This is a genomic window from Demequina sp. NBRC 110052 (assembly GCF_002090075.1).
Lineage (GTDB): Bacteria > Actinomycetota > Actinomycetes > Actinomycetales > Demequinaceae > Demequina.
The window spans coordinates 552307-570252 of record NZ_BBRI01000002.1 but is presented as its reverse complement, the minus strand read 5'-3'; the positions used below and the strand labels follow the sequence as shown (position 1 = coordinate 570252).

Annotated in this window: 18 protein-coding genes; 8 read left to right on the top strand and 10 right to left on the bottom strand. The window is 70.8% G+C overall.

Annotated elements, in window-relative coordinates; all coding sequences use genetic code 11:
* Positions 1–7: 7 nt before the first annotated feature.
* Entirely contained in the window at positions 8–913 is a 906-nt protein-coding gene (locus B7K21_RS02725) for an aldose 1-epimerase family protein (protein ID WP_084073621.1), read from the bottom strand.
* Between the two features lie 114 nt (positions 914–1027).
* Between B7K21_RS02725 and B7K21_RS02720 the strand changes: the two genes are divergently transcribed.
* The 4 genes from B7K21_RS02720 (at position 1028) to B7K21_RS12550 (ending at position 3553) form a co-directional block, all read left to right on the top strand.
* The gene (locus tag B7K21_RS02720) at positions 1028–1786 is read left to right on the top strand and encodes an SGNH/GDSL hydrolase family protein (RefSeq protein ID WP_084074778.1); all 759 of its coding nucleotides are present in this window, start codon (positions 1028–1030) and stop codon (positions 1784–1786) included.
* Positions 1787–1809: 23 nt separating this feature from the next.
* Positions 1810–2289 (top strand): NUDIX domain-containing protein, encoded by a 480-nt coding sequence (locus tag B7K21_RS02715; RefSeq protein WP_084073619.1) that lies wholly within the window; start codon positions 1810–1812, stop codon positions 2287–2289.
* A gap of 2 nt (positions 2290–2291) precedes the next feature.
* Positions 2292–2990: an NADPH-dependent F420 reductase gene (locus B7K21_RS02710; protein WP_084073616.1), complete on the top strand. Its 699-nt coding sequence runs from the start codon at positions 2292–2294 to the stop codon at positions 2988–2990.
* 83 nt (positions 2991–3073) lie between these two features.
* On the top strand, positions 3074–3553 hold the full coding sequence (locus B7K21_RS12550) for a hypothetical protein (RefSeq protein WP_084073614.1): 480 nt from the start codon (positions 3074–3076) through the stop codon (positions 3551–3553).
* Between the two features lie 49 nt (positions 3554–3602).
* Here the strand turns inward: B7K21_RS12550 and B7K21_RS02700 are convergent, their stop codons facing one another.
* The 5 genes from B7K21_RS02700 to B7K21_RS02680 all read right to left on the bottom strand — a co-directional run bounded on the left by B7K21_RS02700 (position 3603) and on the right by B7K21_RS02680 (position 7888).
* A complete protein-coding gene (locus B7K21_RS02700; protein ID WP_084073611.1) occupies positions 3603–5084 on the bottom strand; it encodes a DHA2 family efflux MFS transporter permease subunit in 1482 nt (493 codons plus the stop codon).
* 93 nt (positions 5085–5177) lie between these two features.
* Positions 5178–5483, bottom strand: coding sequence for a GNAT family N-acetyltransferase (locus B7K21_RS02695; RefSeq protein WP_084073609.1), 306 nt, complete (start codon positions 5481–5483; stop codon positions 5178–5180).
* Between the two features lie 43 nt (positions 5484–5526).
* Entirely contained in the window at positions 5527–6231 is a 705-nt protein-coding gene (locus tag B7K21_RS02690; RefSeq protein ID WP_084073607.1) for a CE1759 family FMN reductase, read from the bottom strand.
* Positions 6228–6704, bottom strand: a complete 477-nt coding sequence (locus B7K21_RS02685; protein WP_234989152.1) for a MarR family winged helix-turn-helix transcriptional regulator — start codon at positions 6702–6704, stop codon at positions 6228–6230. Before B7K21_RS02685 ends, B7K21_RS02690 begins: the two co-directional genes overlap by 4 nt.
* A complete protein-coding gene (locus B7K21_RS02680; protein ID WP_084073604.1) occupies positions 6701–7888 on the bottom strand; it encodes an LLM class flavin-dependent oxidoreductase in 1188 nt (395 codons plus the stop codon). Before B7K21_RS02680 ends, B7K21_RS02685 begins: the two co-directional genes overlap by 4 nt.
* A 261-nt stretch (positions 7889–8149) precedes the next feature.
* On the opposite strand from B7K21_RS02680, the gene B7K21_RS02675 reads away from it, so the two are divergent.
* From B7K21_RS02675 to B7K21_RS02665, 3 genes are all read left to right on the top strand, one after another.
* Positions 8150–8500 (top strand): helix-turn-helix transcriptional regulator, encoded by a 351-nt coding sequence (locus B7K21_RS02675; protein WP_084073602.1) that lies wholly within the window; start codon positions 8150–8152, stop codon positions 8498–8500.
* Complete coding sequence (locus B7K21_RS02670) at positions 8497–10131, top strand: SulP family inorganic anion transporter (protein ID WP_084073599.1); 1635 nt, start codon at positions 8497–8499, stop codon at positions 10129–10131. Before B7K21_RS02675 ends, B7K21_RS02670 begins: the two co-directional genes overlap by 4 nt.
* A 62-nt stretch (positions 10132–10193) precedes the next feature.
* Positions 10194–10835, top strand: coding sequence for an MBL fold metallo-hydrolase (locus B7K21_RS02665; protein WP_084073596.1), 642 nt, complete (start codon positions 10194–10196; stop codon positions 10833–10835).
* 6 nt (positions 10836–10841) lie between these two features.
* On the opposite strand, the gene B7K21_RS02660 is transcribed toward B7K21_RS02665, so the two are convergent.
* The 3 genes from B7K21_RS02660 to B7K21_RS02650 form a co-directional block, all read right to left on the bottom strand.
* Positions 10842–11606, bottom strand: coding sequence for a fructosamine kinase family protein (locus B7K21_RS02660; RefSeq protein WP_084073594.1), 765 nt, complete (start codon positions 11604–11606; stop codon positions 10842–10844).
* Positions 11607–11668: 62 nt separating this feature from the next.
* Positions 11669–12898 carry an MFS transporter gene (locus B7K21_RS02655; protein ID WP_234989151.1) on the bottom strand — a complete coding sequence of 410 codons (1230 nt, stop codon included), beginning with the start codon at positions 12896–12898 and terminating at the stop codon, positions 11669–11671.
* Positions 12899–12908: 10 nt separating this feature from the next.
* Positions 12909–15170 (bottom strand): glycoside hydrolase family 3 N-terminal domain-containing protein, encoded by a 2262-nt coding sequence (locus tag B7K21_RS02650; RefSeq protein ID WP_234989150.1) that lies wholly within the window; start codon positions 15168–15170, stop codon positions 12909–12911.
* A 131-nt stretch (positions 15171–15301) separates the two neighbouring features.
* Between B7K21_RS02650 and B7K21_RS02645 the strand changes: the two genes are divergently transcribed.
* Positions 15302–15916 carry a TetR/AcrR family transcriptional regulator gene (locus B7K21_RS02645; protein WP_084073592.1) on the top strand — a complete coding sequence of 205 codons (615 nt, stop codon included), beginning with the start codon at positions 15302–15304 and terminating at the stop codon, positions 15914–15916.
* Between the two features lie 5 nt (positions 15917–15921).
* Here the strand turns inward: B7K21_RS02645 and B7K21_RS02640 are convergent, their stop codons facing one another.
* Positions 15922–17844 (bottom strand): M3 family metallopeptidase, encoded by a 1923-nt coding sequence (locus tag B7K21_RS02640; protein WP_084073589.1) that lies wholly within the window; start codon positions 17842–17844, stop codon positions 15922–15924.
* Between the last annotated feature and the right edge of the window lie 102 nt (positions 17845–17946).

Sequence of the window (17946 nt, the reverse complement as noted above, 5' to 3'; positions counted from 1 at the left end):
TGCCGACTCAGCGGCTCAGGCGCATGCCCCACGCGAGTTCGTGCGACTCGCCTGGCGCGAGGGTGACCAGCATGTCGCCGGTGCGGAATGCGTCGGCGATGCACGACATCGGCTCGATCGCGACCGACGAGCGCCGCACTCCGGGCACGGCGTCTCCCGTGCACACCTGCCACGCCTGCGCCGCGGAGTCCATCCAGATCTCGGTCACGGCGCCGTCGGGGCACGACAGGCGGGACCAGGACAGTCCGTCGCCGTCGCGGATCACGTCGACGAACGCGTCGTCGAGGGAGATCCCCTCCATGAGCCGCGCCTCGCGCAGGTCGTAGGAGTCCGTGACGGGCGCTGTGCCGGTGGGCAGCAGCCTGTCGTCGACGAGCACACGCGAGCCCGCATCGAGGCTGAGCGTGCACGCGTCGAGGGGGCCGTCGCCGGGGGAGAACCACGGGTGGAAGCCGACGCCGTACGGCAGCGGCTCGTGGCCCGTATTGGTTGCGCGGGTGGTGATCGCAAGTCCCGAGTCGGAGAGCGCATAGGTCGTCGCGACGGTCAGCGAGAACGGGTACCCGGGGGAGGCGGGAAGGTCGAGGACGAGCGTCGCCGCATCGGAGGTCGCGGACTCGATCTCCCAGCGCTGCCAGCATGCGAGCCCGTGCAGCGCCGTGCGGCGGTCCACCTCGGTCAGGGGAACCTGGAGATCACGCCCTGCGAACTCGTAGGCGCCGTCTGCGAGCCTGTTGGGCCACGGCGCGAGCACCATGCCGTGGAATGCGGGCGCGACCGCATCGGCCTCGAACGGCTGGACCACGTCGCGTCCGCCCACCGCGTAGGTGCGCAGCGCGGCGCCGATCGTGGCGAGCGTGACGCTCTGGGCGCCGTGCTCGAGGGTCACCTGGTCTCCGGACAGCAGTGTCATGGCATGACGCTATCGCGTCGGAGAGCGAAGTCGTGTGCGCCGCAGGTCCCGGGCTCCGTGTCGCCGGCGGTCGAGTCCGGCGCGCGTCCCACGGGCTCCCCGTATCCTGATCGCATGCGCTTCGTGGCAATCGGTGACAGTTTCACGGAAGGTGTAGGAGACGAGGTCGAGGGCGGGGCGGTGCGCGGCTGGGCCGACCTGGTCGCCGCGGGCCTCGCAGCGGGACTCGACGAGCCCGTCGACTACGCCAACCTCGCGATCCGGGGGCGCCTGCTCGCGCCGATCGCGACCGAGCAGTGCGACGCCGCGCTCGCCCTCGACCCGCTGCCTGACCTGGTGACCATCGACGGCGGCGGCAACGACATGCTGAGGCCAGGCTGGGACCTCGACGAGCTCATGGCGCTCGTGGCGCGCGTGATCGACCGCACTGAGGAGGCGGGCGTGCGGCTCGTCGTCCTCTCGGGTGGCGACCCGTCCGCGCAGCTTCCGCGCGGCGCGCTCATGGTCGAACGTGCCTCGCAGTTCATGAGACGCATCGACGAGTACATCGAGAACAAGCCACACGCCAGCGTCGTCGACAACCTCATCGACCACGAGCTGCGCCGCCCGGTGTACTGGTCCGAGGACCGCCTTCACCTCAACGCGCTCGGGCATGCCCGCGTCGCCGCTCGCGTGCTCACGCACCTGGACGTCGAGACGCCGCTGCCGACCGTCGCGGAGCCCGATCCCGCGCGCGGAGGCGTCCTCGAGCAGGCCCGCTACGTGGGCCGGTACGTGCTGCCGTGGATCGGCCGTCGCCTCACCGGACGCTCGTCGGGCGATGGACGCACCCCCAAGCACCCCGGCTGGGTGCGCGTGCCCGCTGACGCGTGAGCGACGGCAGGTAGGTTGGGCGCATGGCGACACCCGAGTTCATCCTGGATCTTCGTGCGCAGATCGGTCACGACCTGCTGTGGCTGTCAGGCGTGACCGCAGTCGTGCTACGCGAGGGCGAGTCGGGGCGTGAGGTGCTGCTCGTGAGGCGCTCCGACAACGGTGCCTGGACGCCGGTGACGGGCATCATCGACCCCGGCGAGGAGCCCGCGGTGGCGGGTGCGCGAGAGTGCCTCGAGGAGGCCGACGTGATTGCGCGGCCGGAGGCGCTCGTACGCGTCAAGGCGCTGCCGGAGATGATGTACGAGAACGGCGACCGCTCGCAGTACCTGGACCTCACATTCCGCTATCGCTACGTCTCGGGGACGCCGCGACCCGCGGACGGCGAGAACACCGATGCGCGGTTCTTCCCCGTCGACGCGCTGCCGGAGATGTCCGAGGACATGCGCGCACGAGTGGCCGCCGGACTCGCGGACTCCGACGTGGCGGCCTTCGAGGCGTGAGCATGCCCGACGCTCCGGCCGGCCAGGTGCGTTCGCTCGGCATCGTCGGGCCCGGGAGGGTAGGCCTCGCGCTCGCGCGTCTCGCGCTGGCCGCTGGACTCGAGGTGCTGGTCGCGGGCGCGGGCGACGTCGACCGCACGCGCGCGAGAGTCGACGGGGAAGCACCGGGAGCACGTGCAGTCACCCTGGCGGAGGCCGGTCGTGCCGACGTGACGGTCCTTGCGATCCCGCTCGGACGGCTGCGCGAGCTCGACCCGCAGGCGCTCGCGGGCGCCCTCGTGGTGGACGCGATGAACTACTGGTGGGAGCTGGACGGTGCGCGGCCCGACCTCGACGATCCGACCACCTCGACCTCCCAGACCGTGCAGGCCCATCTCACGGACTCCCGGGTCGTGAAGGCGCTGGGTCACATGAGCCTCTACGAGCTCGAGAATCTGGCCTTTCCCCTGGGGCATCCCGAGCGCCGAGGCGCGGCCATCGCGGGCGACCATCCCCGGGACGTCGCGACCGTCGCACGCCTCGTGGACATGCTCGGGTTCGATCCGGTGGCGCTCGGCTCGCTCGCCGACGGAGTCCGCTTCGAGCCCGGTACCGAGGCCTTCGGGGCTGACGAGAGCGCCGACGAGCTGGCGGCGATGCTCCACCGATTCTGGGACTCGCAGCGCGGCCGGGTCGTCGCTCGCGCTCGCGGGCTCCTGTGAGCCCGCCGAGCCGCAGGCTCTCCCGGTTGCTCTGACGGCGCGCCGGGGCGATGCTGGGACGCAGGAGAGGGACGGGGGAACACATGCGTGTGCGGTGGTGTGAAGGACTGGTCGCGGCGGCGGTCGCGCTTGCGCTGGCGGGCTGCGGTGCGATCGACAGCGCGGTCGACGACGCCGTGGGCGACGGCATCGAGAATGCCGTCGAGGACGCCATCGAGCGGGGCACCGATGGCAGCGTCGATGTCGACCTCAACGGTGACGGCGTCGAGGTGCCGGAGTCGTGGCCTGCGGGCGTACCCGTGCCGGAGGGGACCATCCTCTCTGCGATCTCCGAGAGCGACACCACCATCCTCGTGATGGCGGTCGCCGGATCGGCAGCCGTGGAGGCGTACATCGCCGCGCTCGAAGGCGCGGGGCTCGCGCGCGGCGAGTACAGCAGCGACGTCGAGGTCGGCGGTTACGCCGAGCTCGAAGGGGACGGCATCTCGGTCACGCTCGTGTGGGGCGGCGATCCCGACGGTGAGACGAGCCTCCAGGTGGCGGTGCTTCCGCTCGAGACCTGACGGGTGCGCGCGAGCGGGAAGATCCGCGCGCTCGGCGCCCCAGAGGTGCTCAGTGAACCGCAGGTGAGTGCGCGTCGGCGCTGTCGGGCCGCTGGATGAAGAACGCGAGCACGATCCCTGCGGCTGCGATCACAGCGGCGACCGTGAATGCGGCGCGGATGCCGCCGGCCTGTGCAGCGGCCTCGCTCAGGCCGTCCGCGAGGCCCCAGCCCGTGACGAGCGCCATCACCGAGATGAACAGCGCCGTGCCGGCGGCGGCGGCGACCTGCTGCAACGTCGAGACCGTCGCCGAACCGTGCGAGTACAGGCGCTGCGGAAGTGAGCCGAGGCTCGCCGAGAACAGCGGGGTGAACGTCAGCGCCAGCCCGACGCTCATCGTGACGTGGGCCGCGAGAATCTGCCACCAGTGCGCGCCGACGGAAGCGGACAGCGCCATCAGGAGCATGGCGGTAGCGATGAGCGCGGCGCCGGGGATCAGCAGCGGCCGCGGCCCGATGCGGTCGTAGGCTCGCCCCACCCATGGCGCGAGGAGACCGCTCGTGAGGCCGCCAGGCAGGAGCATGAGCCCCGACTGGAGCACGGTCAGTCCGAGCACGCCCTGCGTGAAGAGCGGCAGCAGGATGATCGCGCCGAACAGTGACATCATGGCCGCGGCGAACGTCGCGACCGCGACCGCGAACGTGCGGGTCCGGAAGGTGCGCAGGTCCAGCAGCGCGCGGTTCTCGCGCTGGAGCGCGAGCTGGCGCCAGACGAACAGCGCCATGGCGGAGAGCCCGATGCCGAAGGACCACAACGCGACCGTCGGGTCCTCGCCCACGCCCTCACCCAGACGGCTCAGGCCGAACACGATGCCGCCGAAGGCGAGCGCGGAGATCGGCACGGAGACCACGTCGATGTGTGTGCGGGTCGGCTCGTTGACCGTGCGCATGCGCAGATAGCCCAGCACGAGCACCGTGAGCGCCACGGGCAGTACCGCCACGAACAGGAAACGCCAGCTCGCGACCGAGAGGACGAGGCCCGAGACCGTGGGACCGATCGCGGGAGCGACCGAGATCACGACGGAGATGCTGCCCATGCGGCGTCCGCGCGTGGCGGGAGGCTCGAGCTCCATGACGGTGGTCATGAGCAGAGGGAACATGATGGCGGTGCCCGAGGCCTGGACCATGCGGGCGACCAGCAGCGCCTCGAAGCCCGGCGCGAGCGCTCCGAGCGCGGTGCCAGCGGTGAACAGCCCCATCGCGAGCAGGTAGAGGCCCCGCGTGGGGTAGCGCTGGAGCAGGAATCCCGTCGTGGGAATCACTACGGCCATCGTGAGCAGGAAGACGGTCGTGAGCCACTGCGCCTGGCTGGCCGAGATCCCCAGGTCCGTCATGAGGTGCGGGATCGCTACTCCCATGATCGTCTCGTTGAGGATCACGGTGAAGGCCGCGACGATCAGCATCCAGATGACGGTCCGGTTGCGTCGCGCAAGATCCGCGTCGACATCCGATACGGCTGTATCGACGGCGGTCAGCTGCGTGCGATCAGACATGCGGCGGCGAGGCCTTCCTGGAGTGCGGGGAGCGCGGGTTCGCGCCGAGGGCAACTGAAAGAGGATATCTCCTGGCGCTGACGCCAGCGAGGATCAGGTGGACTCGATGCGCGCGCCGGGGACGTCGTGTCGAGTGAGCCAGCGTGCCACGTAGGGGCACGCCGGCACGATGACGCGGTCGCGCTTCACCGCGTCGTCGATCGCTTCTGCGACGAGTCGCGAGGCGAGACCCTGACCCTCGTACGAGGCATCCACCTCGGTGTGCGTGAAGATCATCCGGTCGCCGCGCTCGCGGAACTCCGCGAAGCCGGCGAGCTCGCCGGCAACGAGGATCTCGTAGCGTTGGCGCTCGTCGACGCGACGCACCTCGAGCGAACGGTCGGCTTCCTGGCTGTTCATGGCCGAGTCAACGCGCACCGTGCGCGAACGCTTCCCCGCGGTGTCAGGATTCCCGAGGGTCGAACGGGTCCTTGCTTCCGAGCAGCGATCCGCCGGCGGCGAGCCGCATGAGGTCGGTGTCCGTGTCGACGTCGAGCTCGGTGCCGCCAGCGGACCCGTACGAGTGCTGGTAGCGCTTCCATGACTGCTCTCGCACGTCGCGCGCGAAGCCCGAGGCCATCAGCAGCACCAGCTCGTGCGCGGCGCGGTCGATGCGCGTCGCGAGCGCGTCGTCCTGCCAGTCCTCCGTGGAGGCGAACAGGCTCGTGGGCACGGGAAGGGCCCGCAGGTAGGCGAACAGAGCGCGCATCTCCTCGTCCACGACGAGGGCGTGGCGCGCGGTTCCGGCGGTGGCCGCGAGGATCACTGGCTTGCCGATGAGGAGGTCGTTGTCGAGCACCTGGAAGAACGACGTGAACAGGCCCGAGGCGCCCGCCTTGTAGACGGGCGTCGAGGCGATCACCGCGTCGGCCTGGCCCAGCGCGGCGACGGCGCGCTCGAAGCGCGGGCCGAGCAGCTGCGTGGACAGCGCCGCGGGCAGCTCGGGGAGCAGCTCGCGGAGGTCGATCACGGTGACAGCCGTCTTGCGGCCCGACTCGGAGGCGGCGTTGACGACGCTCTGGGCGACGCGGTCGGCCAGGAGTCGCGTGGAGGAAGGGTCCGAGACGCCGGCGCTGACGACGACGAGGCGGTAGGGGTCGGTGGTCATGAATGCTCCCTTGCGGTGGAGACGAGCTTGGTAGCGAGGGCGCGCAGCTGCGTGAGTTCCTCGTCCGTGAGGGCCGAGGTCATCGCCTCGGCGACGGAGCGGCCGTGTCCGCGCCCGATGCGGCGCTGGACCTCGCGGCCCTCCTGGGTGAGCTGGACGTGCACGGCCCGTGCGTCGCCAGGGTCGACGCACCGGGACACGAGGCCTCGCTCGACGAGGCGGTCGACGAGGCGCGACAGGCCGGGCTGGCTGAGAAGCACGTGTCGGCCCAGTTCGGTGATCCGCTGCGGCTCGTCGCACTTGGACAGCGTGTACAGCACGTCGTACTCGCGCATCGAGGCGTCGCACCAGACCTCCTCGGACGCGAAGTCGCGCATGAGCTCCGCGTAGGCGGTGAGCACCGCCTCCCAGGCCTCGTTCGCGAGCGCGGTGCGACCGCGAGTGAGGCGAGACGTCGTGGCCGGGGCGGTCACAGCGTCGGGTAGGCGGTGACCTCCGCCTCGGAGTCCTGGTAGGGCGAGCCGCCCGTGACGTTGTCGCCGCGGTTGGCGTTCGGTGCGGGCTGGCGCGGAGCCTCGTCGCCATACTTCGCCTTGACCAGGTCGGCGTGCGACGGCGGGTTCGCGGGGGCCTCGGGGTCGCGCTTGGCCTCGAGCTCCTTGCGCAGCACGGGCACTACGTGCTCGCCGAGCAGGTCGAGCTGCTCGAGCACGGTCTTGAGCGGCAGCCCGGCGTGGTCCATGAGGAACAGCTGGCGCTGGTAGTCGCCGAACGCCTCGCGGAACGTGAGGGTCTTGTCGATGACCTCCTGCGGCGAGCCCACGCTGAGCGGCGTCATCTCCTCGAAGTCCTCCATCGCCGGGCCGTTGCCGTAGACAGGCGCCTCGTTGAAGTAGGGGCGGAACTGCGCGTGCGCGTCCTGCGAGCTCTTCGCGATGAACGCCTGGCCGCCGAGACCGACGATCGCCTGCTTGCCGGTGCCGTGGCCGTAGTGCTCGAAGCGCTTGCGGTAGTACTCGATGAGGCGCTGGTAGTGCTCCTTGGGCCAGAAGATGTTGTTCGCGAAGTACCCGTTGCCGTAGTACGCGGCCTGCTCGGCGATCTCCGGGGTGCGGATCGAGCCGTGCCACACGAACGGCGGCACGTCGTCGAGCGGACGAGGGGTGGACGTGAAGCCCTGGAGCGGCGTGCGGAACTTGCCCTCCCAGTCCACGACGTCCTCGCGCCACAGGCGGTGCAGCAGGTTGTAGTTCTCGAGCGCGAGGTGCAGGCCTTGGCGGATGTCCTGGCCGAACCACGGGTACACGGGCGCGGTGTTGCCGCGGCCGAGCATGAGATCCATGCGGCCCTTGCTGAGGTGCTGGAGCATCGCGTACTCCTCGGCCAAGCGCACCGGGTCGTTCGTGGTGATGAGCGTGGTCGAGGTCGTGACGACGAGGCGCTCGGTGAGCGCAGCGATGTGCGCCAGCAGAGTCGTGGGGGACGAGGAGAAGAACGGCGGGTTGTGGTGCTCGCCGATCGCGAAGACGTCGAGGCCCACCTCTTCGGTCTTCTTGGCGATCTGGACGATCGCGTCGATGCGCTCCGCCTCCGAGGGGGTGTGGCCCGTGACCGGGTCGCGCGTGATGTCCGAGACGGACATGATGCCGAACTGCATGATGACTCCTAGGGCTCTGGGGCGCAGCTTGCGTCCGATTATATGCATCTGCATGTAATCAACGCCAGGCTCTCAGGAACATTCCCGGGCGCTCCGCACGGATTCCCGCGCGACATGCCGCGTCGTACGGTCTCCCGGGGGCGGTCGGCGGCGTGTCGCGTCCCGATCCGTGCGGACTGCTCGACGGGAGTGGTGCGACGAGGCCTAGAGTGATGGCATGATGAATCCGTCATATGGGACCTGGATGTCGAGGGGAAGTCAATGAACACGGGACGACCGCTCAACGAGGTCAAGGCCGACCTCTTCAAGGGCCTGGCACATCCGCTGAGGATCCGAGTCCTCGAGCTGCTTGCCGAGCGCGAGCTCACTGTGGCCGAGCTCATCGACGCAACGGGCCTCGAGCCCTCACACCTCTCCCAGCACCTCCGCGTGCTGCGCGGCTACGGGCTCGTCGTGTCTGAGCGGAACGCGCGACACGTCACTTATCGGCTCGCGCACCCCTCCGTCGCGGGACTGCTCGCCGCGGCGCGTGCCCTGCTTCGCGATGTCCTCGCGTCGCACGAGGAGCTTGCGCGCCGCCAGGGTGGGCCCATCCCTGAGGGCGCGCTGTGAGCGCTGCGGGGTGGCGCGCTCTCCTTCCCGGTCGCCGTGACTACGCCGAGTTGCGGGCCTCGTGGCGTGTCGATCTGCTCGCCGGACTGACCGTGGGGGTCGTCGCCCTGCCTCTGGCTCTCGCGTTCGGCGTCTCCTCAGGCGCTGGCGCGGAGGCCGGCCTCATCACCGCGATCGTCGCGGGCGTGGTTGCCGCCGTCCTCGGCGGCTCCCACGTACAGGTCTCGGGTCCTACGGGAGCGATGGTCGTCGTGCTGGCACCGGTGCTTGCACAGCACGGGCTCGGCGCTCTCGCGCTGGTGACGGTCCTCGCCGGAGTGCTCGTCGCTGCCGCCGGGTTCGCGCGGCTCGGCCGGCTTGTGGGGCTCATCCCGTGGCCCGTCATCGAAGGCTTCACGCTGGGCATCGCGATCATCATCTTCCTGCAGCAGGTGCCGGCCGCGGTCGGCGCCACCGAGAGCTCGCACGGAGTCAAGGCGTGGAGGGCTGCGCTCGACTCGGTGCTGCACGCCGACTGGGCGATCGGATGGCACTCGCTCGCCGTGGTGATCGCCGTTGTCGGCGTGATGGCGGTGTGGCCGCGGCTCACGCGCGCGGTGCCCGGCGCGATCGTCGCGATCGTCCTCGCCACAGCTGGTGCGGTTGCGCTCGGGTCGACGGTGCCGTCGATCGGCGAGCTCCCCACGGGCCTGCCGGCGCCGCAGCTGCCCGCCATCGATCTTGCGACCCTGCAGACGCTCGCGGGCCCCACGCTGGCAGTGGCTGCCTTGGCGGCCATCGAGTCGCTCCTCTCGGCGAGGGTCGCCTCGACCTACAGCGACGTCGGCGGCTACGACGCCGATCGCGAACTGGTGGGGCAGGGCATGGCGTCGATCGCGTCGGGCCTGTTCGGCAGGATGCCCGCCACGGGCGCGATCGCCAGGACGGCGGTCAATGTGAAGGCGGGGGCGCGGACGCGGGTGTCCGCAGTCACGCACGCGGCGGTGCTGCTGGGCGTGGTGCTGGTCGCGTCGTCCCTCGTCGCGCGGGTGCCCCTCGCCGCGCTGGCGGGCGTCCTCATGGTGACCGCGGCCTCGATGGTGAGGCCTCGGGTCGTCAGATCGGTCGTGAAGGCGTCCAGGCAGGACGCGCTGCTGTTCGTCCTCACCGCGCTCGTGACCGTCAGCGTCGATCTGATCTACGCGATCGTGATCGGAGTCGCGGTCGCCGCCGTGTTCGCGCTCCGGGCGGTGTCGCAGGCCGCGGGCGTGCACCGCGAGGAACTTCCGGGCGAGGCTGTCGCGGGCGACGAGCGGATCGCGCTGCTCCGCCTCGACGGCGCGCTGTTCTTCGGCGCCGCTGACAGGGTCCTTGAGCGGGTGGCGCGCATCCGCGGCGTCGAGGTGGTGATCCTGCGCATGTCGCAGCTGCGCCTGCTCGACGCCACAGGGGCCCAGCTGCTCGGCGAGGTGGTGACGACTCTCGAGCGCAGGGGCGTCACGGTGCTGATCAAGGGCGTGCAGGACCGGCATGTGGGGCTCCTGGAGCACACGGGGGCTCTCGATGCGCTTGCCGACAGCGATCACCTCGTCGAGAGTCTCGACGCCGCGGTGGCTCGTGCTCGAGCGATCGTGGGCGCCGCCGCGGGTTGAGTCGCGCGCCGAGCCGTGGACGCGGAGCGTACGGTGGAGTGGAGCCGGTCGAGAGGAGCTCCATGAGACTGACCAAGCATCGCCACGCATGCGTCGAACTCGAGCGCGACGGTCGGACCGTGCTGATCGATCCCGGGTCGTTCGATCCGCGCACCCCCGAGCTGCTGGCGCGAGCCGACGCCGTCCTCTTCACTCATGCTCACGCCGATCACCTCGACTCCGATGCGTTGAGCGCAGAGCTCGCGCGCCGGCCTTCGCTTCCCGTCAGAGGGCTCGAGTCGGTGATCGAGCGCTTCACGGAGATCGGGGCTCAGGTGAAGCCCGTGGAGCCTGGGGACGAGTTCCGCCTCGCGGGCCTCGAGGTGTCGGTGCACGGCGGCGTGCATGCCGAGGTGTATCCGCACGTGCCGCGCGACCCCAACGTCGGCTATCTGCTCGGCGGGAGGGTGCTGCACCCGGGGGATTCATACGAGGTGCCGCACGTCGCCGTGCATACGCTCCTGGTGCCGATCAGTGGGCCGTGGACACGCTTCGCCGAGACCGCGGCGTATGTCAACGCTGTCTCGCCGCGCCGGGCGATCGCGATCCACGACGCTGCCTTCAGCGACATCGGGCTGTCGATGGCGGCGAAGCACTGGGGAGCTCCGGGACACGTCGCCGTGCCGATCGAGCAACTGGGCGAAGGAGAGGCCGTCGAGATCTAGCCGACCTCACGCGACGAGCGCGAGCGTGCGCCTGGCCGCCTCGACGAGCGCGACGCCATACGAGCGTCCGTGCCCCACCGCATGCACCGCGAGCGGGTGAAGCTGATGCGCCGGGATGCGCGAGCGCCACCCCTCACGCAGGGGCGCGACGGCCTGATAGCCCTCGAGTATGTCGGCGAGGTGGGGAGCGCCGAAGAGCGCGAGCATCGCGAGGTCCGTCTCCGCGTGGCCGCCGTGCGCGGCCGGGTCGATCAGCACGACGCCTTCGCGCCCGAAGAGGACGTTGCCGGCCCAGAGGTCGCCGTGGATGCGGGCCGGGGGAGCGTCGTCGTCGAGAGTCCCCGACGCGATCGCCTCGCAGGCCTCCGCCACGACGGCGGCCTCGTCCTCGTTCAGGTGGCCTGCCTGCAGCGCGGGGCCGACGAACGGCATGACCCGGCCGCTCGCGTAGAACTCTCCCCAGGTGGAAGCCGCGACGGACGGCATCTCGCGCTCGCCGATATAGAGCGGCCCGTCCCAGCCCTCGGGTGGGGCGCCGAACTCGACGGCGCCCGCGGCGTGCGTACGCGCGAGTGCGCGGCCGAAGTCGTACGCGGCGTCGCCCGTGGGGCGCACGGGCTCGACGTGTTCGATCTCCAGCCTGCGTGGGCCCAAGGAGATCACTCGCGCGACGCGTGCACCGCCGGGGACTGCGAGCCATCGCAGCCCCGCTGCCTCGGCCTCATAGTGCGAGCCTGTGACCTCGTGGCGCTGCTTGACGAACGACCCCATGCGGACATCGTGCAGCATCCCTGGTCCGCCCGCGCGTCGACCGCACGCGCCCGCGTGCGCCCCTAGGCGTCAACCGTCGGTCTGCGCGGCGCCATCGCTCCCGCGAGCGCCACGATGAGCACTCCGAAGACCGGCACGAGCAGCAGTCCGACGCGCAGGCTCGCGGCGTCGGCGATCGCTCCGACGAGCGGGGGCGACAGCAGGAAGGCGAGCCTCAGGAGCCACGAGAGGATCGTCAGGCCGGTGCCGGACTTCAGCCCCGGCAGTTCGTCCGCCGCGTGCATCGCGCCGGGAATCAGGGTGGCGACGCCGAACCCGGCCGCGGCGAAGCCCAGGATCGTCCCCCATTGCGACGGGAACGCGAGCGCGAGTCCCATGCCGACGGCGACGAGGCTTCCGCCCGCGCGGGCCACCGCGCGCTGACCCCAGCGGTCCACCATGCCGTCCCCGAGCAGTCGGCCCACGAACTGGAGCCCCTGCATTGCGACGAAGGCCAGCGCGGCGAGCGTGGCGCCAGCCGTGAGTTCGTCACGCATGTACGACGCGGACCAGGTGGACGCGGCATCCTCCGCCCACCCGCCGCCGATGGCGATGACGGTGAGCGCGAGCAGGAGGCCCCAGGTGCGCAGCGGGATGCGGTGAAGCGGGGTGTGCGCGGGGGCGTCGGAGTGCGGAAGTCCCGCCTCGTCCGCGCCCTCGGCCCCGGCGTGACGCGGCTCTGGCCCCGGCAGCAGCATCGGATAGGCGACGGCGTTGGCGAGGAGAACGGCGACCGCCGACGCGCCGAACTGCCACGGCACCGAGACCTGCAGTCCGGCGGCGAGACCTCCGATGAGGCCGCCCGTCACGGCGCCGATCGACCACAGTGCGTGGAACGAGTTGAAGATCGAGCGCTTGTATCGCCTTTGAACGCGCAGTCCGTGCGCATTCTGTGCGACGTCCACCCACGCGTCCGTGGCTCCCACGACGAACAGCGCGGCGCCGAACCATACCGGCGACGGGGCCACTCCCGCGGCGAGCATCGCGACGGCGCTGACTGCCATGCCCACGACCGCCACGCGGGACGAGCGCAGGGTGCGGATCATGGGTGCCGCGACGAGGCCGAGCAGCAGTGCGCCCACGGGCCACATCGCCATGGCGAGGCCCAGCCCGCCGTACGAGACTTCGAGCGAGTCGCGGATCTCGGGGATGCGCGGCGCGAAGCCGCCGAGCACGATGCCGTTCGTGAAGAAGACCATCGACACGCCCAGGCGGGCGCGTCTCAGCTCGGGAGAGACGGGAGAGTGTGCCACGGGAGCGATCCTAGGAGATGGCCGACGCCGGGGTGGGCTCGATCCGGAAGGCGCCCGCGAGCAGGTCGGACCGGCGTGACGACGGGCCTACGAGCAAGGTGAAGTCGCCGGGCTCGACTACGCGCTCCTCGCGTGCGTTCACGATCGTGCATGCGCTCGCGGGCACCTCGATCTCGACCCGTGCGGACTCTCCTGGCTCGAGAGCGACCTGGCGGATCGCCTTGAGCTCGCGGTCGGCCCACGTCACGGAGCTGTTCACGTCGCGCACGTAGACCTGCACCGTCTCGAGCGCAGGGCGCGTGCCCGTGTTGGCGACCGTCACCGCGGCCCTGACCACGGCGTCGGGCGTGAGCGACGGCGTGAGCACCTCGAGGTTCGCGTACTCGACTGTGGTGTAGGTGAGGCCCTCGCCGAAGACCCACGCGGGCTCCTGCGTGAGGTCCGCGTAGCGCACGCCGTGCTGAGCGTCGATCTGGTTGTAGAAGGTTGGCTGCTGGCCCGCGTGGCGTGCGAACGAGATGGGTAGGCGTCCCGAGGGTTCGACGTCACCGAAGAGGATCTCGGCGAGCGCGGTGCCGCCCTGCATGCCGGGGTTCGCGGCCCACACGATCGCCGCTGCCCTCTCGTGGACGGATGCAGGCAGCACGTGCGGCTTCGAGGCGAGGAGCACGACTACGGTGGGCGTGCCGGTGGCGAGCACGGCGTCGAGCATCGCGACCTGGGCTCCGATCAGCTCGAGGGTCGCGGTTGACTTGGCCTCGCCCACGAGCTCGCCCCGGTCTCCCACGACGGCGACCACGGCGTCGGCCGCGTGCGCCGCGGCGACGGCCTCGGCGATGAGCCTCTCGTCGGGGTGTGCGGGCACGACGATCTGCGCGCGCGGCTGGCCATCGGCGAAGTAGCCGCCTGCCGGGTCGGGCTCCACGGTGAGGATGTCGGCGCCCTTGGCGTACGTCACCTCAGCGCCGCTGAGGGCCCGCAGCCCATCGAGCGCGGTGGCGATCTGCTCGCGCGGATGGCCCTCCATGAGCCAGTCGGCCTGGCCCGACGCGCCCGCCCAGTCGCCGAGCGTCACATCGGGGTCGTCGGCGTTGGGGCCCACGACGGCGAGCGTGTGCGTGGCGGAGCGCTTCAGGGGCAGCGTGCCGTCGTTGGACAGCAGCACGATCGAGCGGCGCGCAACCTCGAGATTCAGCGCAGTGTGCTCGTCGCACGCGATCACCTCGGCCTGGCGGGCGGCGTCGGGGCGGCGCTGGTCCTCGAACAGGCCCATGTCGAACTTCACGGTGAGGATGCGGCCGACGGCGGCGTCGATGAGAGCCTCGTCCAGAAGTCCTCGCGCGACCGCCTCCTGCGCTCCCGTGAAGAAGTCGGGGGTGGTCATGATCATGTCGTTGCCGGCCTTGACGGCGGCGGCCGCCGCCTCCGCATAGTCCGGGAAGAGGCGCTGCTCGCGCACCAGGTTGCCGACGTTGTCCCAGTCAGTGATGAGCATGCCGTCGTAGCCCCACTCGCCTCGCAGCACGTCGTTCAGGAGCCAGTCGTTGATGGTGATCGGGGTGCCGTCGATCGCCTGGTAGCCGAGCATGAACGTGCGGCAGCCCTCGCGGGCCACACGCTCGAACGGAGGCAGGAACCATGAGCGGAGCTTGCGGCGCGACACGTCCGCCTCGGAGGCGTCGCGCCCGCCCTGGGTCTCCGAGTACGCGGCGAAGTGCTTCGCCGTGGCGAGGATGCCCTCGCGGTCGCCTGCGCCGTCGCCCTGGTAGCCGTGGAACAGCGCCGACGCGAGCTCGCCGATCAGCCAAGGGTCCTCGCCGAAGGTCTCGCTCACGCGCCCCCACCGCAGGTCGCGCGCGATGCACAGCACGGGGGAGAAGGTCCAGTGGATGCCGGTGGTGCTCACCTCGCGCGCCGTCGCCCGCCCGACGCGGCGGATCAGTTCGGGGTCGAAGGTCGCCGCGAGTCCCAGCTGGGTGGGGAAGATGGTCGCGCCCTTGAAGAACGAGTGCCCGTGGATGCAGTCCTCGCCGATCAGCAGCGGAATGCCGAGCCGCGAGCGGTCCTGGAGCTCGTGCGCACGCGCGAGGCCGTCCGGCGATGCGTGAAGGATCGAGCCCACGTGCCACTTCTCGATGAGGTGGTCGACCCCGTCGTAGGTGTGCATCTGCATCATCTGGCCGACCTTCTCGGCCAGGGTCATGCGGCTGACGAGGTCCGCGACGCGCGCGGGCGTCGGCTGGGTCGCGTCGAGGTAGGCGGGTGCGGTCACGGTTGTCGTCCTTGTCTCGCGTCATCGGGAGGGCCGGCCGGGGCCGGGCTCGCGCTTTTCTTACCAATCGGTAAGAATACTCGCGAGAGCACCCGAGCGCGAACGCGGACGCCCCTACCGAGAGGAAGCGCATGACCACCGTCGACCCGCCTCGCCGCGGCGCGGCCGCCAAGGGCGGAGCGACGCGCGCGATGATCGTGGACACGGCCATCGAGATCTTCGGCGAGACCGGCTACCTCGGCACCTCGCTGCGCGACATCGCGGCCCGCTGTGGGCTCACGCACCCTGGGCTGCTCTATCACTTCCCGACGAAGGAAGCGCTGCTCATGGCCGCGTTGACGCGCAGGGATGAGCAGGACGGCGTCGACAACCCGACGCACGGGCGACCGGGTCGCGACACCCTCGCGTCGCTCGTCCGCACGGCTCGGGTGAATGCGCGACGCCGGGGCATCGTCGAGCTGTACGCGACCCTCTCTGCGGAGTCGACCCACCCTGGTCACCCGGCGCATGCGTACTTCCAGGACCGCTACCGATCGCTGCTGGCGGACCTCACGCTCGCCCTCGAGGATCTTGCACAGGCGGGGGAGTTGCGCGCGGGAGTCCGGCCGGACGTCGCCGCGCGCCAGATCGTCGCCGTCATGGACGGACTGCAGGTGCAGTGGCTGCTCGACGGAGGGGCGACCGATATGGCGGGCGCGCTCGCCGACTTCCTCGATCGGCTGCTCGTCGCGCCGCTCGAGGCCTGAGGCGCCTACAGGCTCGCGAGCCACTCCTGGTACGCGGCCGTCGAGTACGGGCGCCCGAGGAAGTCCTCGCACAGTTGCGCGGCTGGCTTGGTGCCGCCGGGCGCGAGGATGCGCTCGCGGTAGCGGCGCGCGGGGGCCGGGTCCAGCAGGTCGTCCGTGTCGAAGGCCGTGAACAGGTCGCGGCAGATCGATAGGGACCACTGGTACGTGTAGTAGTTCGACGAGTAGTCCGTGAGATGGCCGAAGCTCGCCCAGTCGTGCGTGCCGGGAATCGGTTCGCGCACGTCGAACTCGCGCTCGACGGCGTTGTACAGCGCGTCGATGTCCTCGGGGTGGTCACGGTGAAGCCGATGGCTCAGGGCGCCGTACACCAACTGGCGGCACGTCAGCAGTCCCATGCACGTGTCGCGTGCCGCGCGCATCGCATCCACGAGCTCAGTGGGGATCGGCTCGCCGGCCTCGTTCGTCGCGAAGCGCTGCAGCACGCGCGCATCCCACGCCCACTCCTCGAGCAGCTGTGACGGTGCCTCGATGAAGTCCCATTCCCAGCGGTCGCCGAAGCCCGCGGTCCGCACGTACCGGTGGTGGCCCGAGAAGATCGCGTGGACCAGGTGGCCGAACTCGTGCAGGAAGGTCTCGAGCTCGTCGTGCGTGAGCAGTCCGCGCGAGAAGTTGCACAGCAGGGTCGACTCTGGCAGCTGCACTCCTGCGATCCCCGGCACGACGCCGAAGCATGCGGCGTGGCCGAACTTGCCCTCGCGCGGATGCATGTCCAGGCGGATGCGCCCGATGGTCTCTCCCGAGTCCCGCACGTCGTACACCTCGACGTCGTCGTGCCAGCTCACCGCCTCGACCGCGACGAACTCCACCCCGAACAGGTGGCCCATGAGCGCGAGGATCCCGTCGCGCACCTTCGGGTAGCTGAGGTAGGTCCGCACCGCGCGCGAGTCCACGCCGTGCTCCTCGGCCTTCAGCTTCTCGATGTAGTACCGCGAGTCCGCCGCCGTGATCGCTGCCAGTTGGGGGCGGTCGCGCCGGGCGAGCTCGAGCAGGCGAGCGACGTCACGCTCGCCGGCGGGCCGCGCGGCCGCGGCAACCTCGTCCAGGAACGCCCCGATGCCGGCCCCGTCGCTCATCATCATCGCGTCGGTCGCGTAGGTGGGGAAGTCCGGGAAGCCCAGCATCACGGCCTTGCGGTGGCGCAGCTCGAGCATCTCGCGCAGTACGGGCTCGTTCTCCGGGTAGGCGCGGCTGCGGTCCGCGAGCGTGAGCTCGAGTCTCGCCACATGGTCGTCCGCCATGTCGAGGAACGGGAGCATGTCCGGGTACTCCGTGGTGACGCGGACGAGTCCGTCTTCCCCGGCCGGGTGCGCGTCGATGTAGTCCTGCGGGAGTCCGCCGAGTCGGTCTGGGGCGATGCGAATCTCGCCGACCGAGTCCCGGATGTGCTCCGAGAACTCGACCGACAGGGCGGTGAGGCGTGCGTCGATGCGAGCCAGCTCTTCCCGCGCCTCGGCGTCGAGGTGGGCGCCCTGGGCCTCGAAGTCGCCCAGGAGGCGGCGCACGACCTCGGCGGCCTCGGCGTCGAGCGCGGTCGTGTCGAGCGCGGCGAGCGACGCGTAGACGTGCGGGTCCTGGAAGCGTGCGAGCGCGAACGTCCGGGCCTCAGTGCTGATCTCGTCAGCCTGGGTGCGCACCGCCTTGTCGGCATGCGCCTCTGCGATCACGGACGACAGCTCGAGCACGTCCGCGAGCGCGAGGTCGCCGACGTTCCAGCGCTCGATCCAGGTCCCCGGGTCGGTTGGCGCGGACTCGCGCAGCTCCTCGACTGCCGCGCGTGCGGCGGTCAGGCGCGAGCCCAGGTGCTCGGTGAGGAAGGCGGGCCAGGCGGTGGTCTCGGACGGCAGGGCGAGGAACGGCATCGTCATGACGACAGCCTACGGCCGACGCTGGAGCGGGACGCCCCGCGGTGCGCGCAGGGTTCCGCGCGAGGGGGAGAACCCGGGGCTCACAGCGTATACCTGGCAGGG